This is a genomic window from Paenibacillus sp. CF095 (assembly GCF_900101225.1).
Taxonomy (GTDB): domain Bacteria; phylum Bacillota; class Bacilli; order Paenibacillales; family Paenibacillaceae; genus Paenibacillus.
In genome coordinates, this window is sequence record NZ_FMZN01000003.1 from 320,156 (window position 1) to 324,819 (window position 4,664).

A 4,664-nucleotide genomic window follows, 5' to 3' on the forward strand; every position below is an offset into this window, starting at 1 on the left:
GAATGAGCATTTTTTTACGATCGATACTATTTGTATTTGTTTATGGAAAAGGAGGCGATCGGAATGAATAAGAGACGGGTAGTATTCATGTTCGGCGGGCAAGGTACCCAATACTATCAAATGGGCCTTGAGTTATACAAGACGCATCCTGTATTTGGGTATTGGATGAATCGTTTAGACTCTTTAATATCGAATATTACAGGATTTTCTGTCTTAGCCCACTTATATGACGATCGTAAATCGTTAGCGACGGATTTTGATAATCTTACTTATACGCATCCAGCTATATTCATGGTCCAGTATTCGCTTGCACGTACATTGATAGAGGAAGGGGTTGTGCCAGATTTATTACTAGGTATGAGCTTAGGTGAATATGTATCTGCTGCTGTCGCTGATGCGGTTGAGGTAGAGGCTGTATTAGAAAACATCCTATTCCAGTCTAAATTGATTAAAACTTCTTGTGAGAAGGGTGGAATGATCACAGTATTGTCAAATTCGGATTTATACGATCGTTCTCCTCAACTCTATATGGACAGCAGTCTGGTGGCTATCAATTATGATGGTCATTTTGTAATTGCAGGGAGAGAAACAAATCTATCAAATGTAGAAAGCTGGCTAAAGTCAAATCGTATAATTCATCAGAGGCTCCCAGTCTCCTATGCGTTTCATACTACGCAAGTGGAACCCATAAAATCCGCTTACATGTGTCAATTGCAAAACATGAAATACAAAGCGCCTGCGGTGCCTTGGCTATCTAGTGCAGCTGGAGGTGTGATTGAAGCCGTAGATGCTTATCTTATGTGGCAGGCAATTCGTGAGCCAATGCGATTAAGTGAGGCAGTAGAAAAAATAAACCAAGAGAAAGAGTATATTTATTTAGATTTAAGCCCTTCTGGCACATTAGCAGCAATAGTTTCGAAATTACAGGGGCAAAGATCTAACTTTCATGTTTACCCCATAATCACAAAGTTTAATCAGGATGCCTTAAATTTGAGACGCGCGGTAAACGGATGTTTGAATGGAGTATTGCGCTAAAATGAGGCTTTTCATTAAGACGCTGGCAAGTTTCAAGTGCTGAAATAACCAGAGTAAGCGTCTCAGTTTAAAAACATAAAGAAAGTTTTGTGGAAACGCTTTCATTAATAAAGAATTTGTGGTGATATACTTTAAATTAGGTTAAGATTAGAAAAATTGGATTATGGAGGGAACAGGGTGAAGGCTCAAGAACAAATGCTCAAAGGGATGTTTGAAGGTCCGATTATTCCAATGATCGTGAGAATTGGTTTACCCATACTGATTGGTAACTTGCTAAATTACGTTTATCTGGTTATTGATACGTACTACATCGCCATGCTAGACCCCACTTCGTCCGCTCTTTTGGCAGGAACAGGTTTGTTATTTCCTCTGTTTTTTATTTTTGAAGCTATTGCTTCGAGTTTAGCAGTCGGTCTCAGTACAGTGACAGGACGGTTAATTGGGGAAAGGAAATTTGAAGAATGTAAAAGTCTCGGAATCAGCGGATTCATCATGGCGATGGCGCTTGGGATTCCCTTTATTATCGTTTGTTATTTGTTCGGACCAGAGTTGATTAACATGCTCGCGGGGACTGGGCTCAGTTCAGAGGCAAAGGCATACGGGCTCGAATTTCTTTATTCGTTAGCACCAGGATTGATCTTTATGATTCTGGTACAGGTCTATGGAGGTATTCTTCTCGGAGAGGGACTCACACACGTGCTGGCGATCGCTTTTACACTCATGACAGTTCTCAATTTGATCCTTGATCCAATTATGATTTTCGGTCTGGGCATGGGGATCACTGGTGCCGGATTATCCACTTCAATTGCAATGTGCTTTGCATTCCTATACGTTGTGCGGTTTCTGCAGAAAGGGAAATCAAGAATCCCTTTAAACTTCAGCCTTTCGAGGTTTAATAAACGTATTGTGAAGGAGATCACTCGCATTGGTTTGCCGCAGTTGTTGATGACGGTTTCTATTTATTCAATCACCGTTGTCTACAATAAAATCATTACGACCAATTTCAGTGAAAATGCAATGAACGCCTGGACCTTGACGGGAAGGATCGATCAAGTCTTGATCATACCGATTATTGCAGTAGCAGGTGCAACTACGGTTTTCGTTTCACAGAATTATGGACGTAACCAGCTTGAGCGCATCAAAAAGGCGTTGAATGTCAGTATGCTCTTCGTTTTTGGAATGTCTACAGTTATAGCTGCTTTTTATGTATTAGTGGCCCCTTGGATATTTGCGAGGTTCACTTCTATTCCTGAAGTGGTGGAACTGGCGACGCAACAAGCGCTTATTATCTCGTTTACATTCGGGTTCATGGCGGTTACATGGACAATATGCTCATTCTTTCAAGCGACAGGTCGACCAATGCCAGCGGTCATTATAATGTATATAAGAGTCATCCTGATTATCGGACTCGGCGTATACTTCATCTATGGGTTGGATATGGGGTTAACTGGTATCTTTATCTCCATGGTTATCGGTAATGTTGTGACTTTACCTATCTCGTTCCTATGGGTGAAGGGACATCTCAAAAAAGTGAAGTTCACATCCATATTTGATAATCAATCTCCAGTAACGAGTGAACAAAAGGTATAGATTTTCTGAATTGGTAGTGTAGGGAATTTGTCCAAGCCGCCATTATCACTGACCATAGGCGTAAGCAGATGGTTAAGATAATGGTGGCTTTTTGATATTGGACATTCCTCTGAATAAACACGTGGGATATTTTTAAATCTATTTTTTTTTTTTTAAAATTTTTGAAAAAATTTCAAATATTCATATTTACCGTGTAAACCAGAGGATTACTCATAAATGCAAATTTAATAGGAGGTGAATAAATTCAATGCAATCGAATAGTGGTCTAATAATCAATCCAGATACCTGAAAAGGACTTGAAAAAAATAGCAATACACTTGTTTGACTCCAAGCTGCATTTCTGACTCTGAAGAGCTGCTTGATCACCATAAGCTCAATTAAGTTACTAAATATTCCATTAAATCTTTGAAATTTATTCGCTAAGTTTGGTCTGATAAAGACTCATAGTTACTCATTAATTAGGAGGAATATTTTATGAAATTTAGTTTTTGTACGATCGCCTGGAGACATCGAACGTTAAAGTTGGATGATATGGCTTATATTGTTAGTCTACTTGGTTATGATGGAATCGAAATTTGGAGTAAGCACTTGTCCGAATATGAAGCTGCATTACCTGCCTTAAAAAAGCTCCTCTCCCATAGTAAGCTCCAAGTACCAATGATTACGCCTTATTTTGATTTTACGTCTTCCAAAAAGAAATGGAGAGACAGTATTTTGGAAGCTGAAACATTCATCCATTTGGCTAATGAGATAGATTGTCGTATTATTCGTTGTTTTACAGGCAGAGTTGGAAGCGAGTTTGCCACACAAAGGGAATGGAAGAGTGGTGTAGAAGGAATACAAGTTATTGCGGATAAAGCAGCTGAGTTCAACATCAAAATTGCGATTGAAACACATGTAAATACACTCGCGGATCGAATTGAATCAATCCAAAAATTGTTAAAGGATGTTAACCGGCCGAATGTGGGATTGGTACTCGATTTTTATAATCTTTATGAAAACGAAAGAGGGATGGACCCGTTGCTCGTTATTGAGGAACTTTATGAGCATACCATCCATGTACATGCCAAAAATGCAGAGGCCAACTTAGGTTTAATTACCCCGTTCAATTATGTAATGGAAAAAGATCGAGCGATACTCGGCATTCGAAACCTTGCAGACGGAGATCTCGATTATCGGGCTATATTAAATGAATTAAACCGAAGAGACTACCAAGGCTACGTGTCTATTGAGTGTTTTGAAGTAAATCGCAACCCAATTCGTGTCGCTATGGACGAGATAAAGTTTTTAAATGAGACAAAACAGTCAAATTTCCAGCCGACTGTATACACTTAAATGGGAGCATAGGAGGTACACATGGGGAAAAGAACGCTTAATTTATCGGATGAATTATATGATTATATTTTAGACAATTCACTCAGAGAACCTGCCGTTGCACAGGATCTTCGGGAAGAGACGAATCGTATGCTCATGTCTGCAATGCAAACACCGCCCGAGCAAGGGCAATTTCTTGCGATGATAGTTGAACTAATGAATGCGAGGCAGATTCTTGAGGTAGGTACTTTTACCGGTTACGGTGCGTTATGGATGGCGCTTTCTTTACCTGAAGATGGAAAAATAACGAGTCTCGATGTGGATGAGAAATGGTGCACAATGGCCAAAAAATATTGGCGTAAAGCAGGGGTAGAAGAGAAAATTGACTTAATAATCGCACCAGCCTCCGTGTCGATGCGTCAGCTTCTAAATGATCATAAAGCTAACTTCTACGATATCATCTTTATCGATGCAGATAAGGAAGGTTATCTCGATTATTACGAATTGGCGATCAAGCTTGTACGAGTAGGAGGATTGATCTTACTCGATAATGTGCTTTGGGGTGGAAGTGTCATTAACGAGCTTAACCAAGGACGTGACGTTTGTGCCATCCGTGAAGTCAATAAAAGGGTCCATCTTGACGATAGAGTGACTATGAGCTTAATGCCTATTGGGGACGGCTTAACTTTTGCAATTCGTAGAAAATGATGAAAGGAGCTACAAAG

The 4,664-nt window shown here is 39.7% G+C and carries 4 protein-coding genes; all 4 read left to right on the forward strand.

Features of this window, described 5'->3' with window-relative positions; all coding sequences use genetic code 11:
• Positions 1-63: 63 nt before the first annotated feature.
• The 4 genes from BLS69_RS23635 (at position 64) to BLS69_RS23650 (ending at position 4,647) form a co-directional block, all read left to right on the forward strand.
• Positions 64-1,035, forward strand: a complete 972-nt coding sequence (locus tag BLS69_RS23635; RefSeq protein ID WP_176872975.1) for an acyltransferase domain-containing protein — start codon at positions 64-66, stop codon at positions 1,033-1,035.
• 177 nt (positions 1,036-1,212) lie between these two features.
• Entirely contained in the window at positions 1,213-2,625 is a 1,413-nt protein-coding gene (locus BLS69_RS23640; RefSeq protein ID WP_091037098.1) for an MATE family efflux transporter, read from the forward strand.
• A 474-nt stretch (positions 2,626-3,099) separates the two neighbouring features.
• A complete protein-coding gene (locus BLS69_RS23645; RefSeq protein ID WP_091037100.1) occupies positions 3,100-3,960 on the forward strand; it encodes a sugar phosphate isomerase/epimerase family protein in 861 nt (286 codons plus the stop codon).
• A gap of 21 nt (positions 3,961-3,981) precedes the next feature.
• Positions 3,982-4,647 (forward strand): O-methyltransferase, encoded by a 666-nt coding sequence (locus BLS69_RS23650; RefSeq protein ID WP_091037102.1) that lies wholly within the window; start codon positions 3,982-3,984, stop codon positions 4,645-4,647.
• The last annotated feature ends 17 nt before the right edge of the window (positions 4,648-4,664 follow it).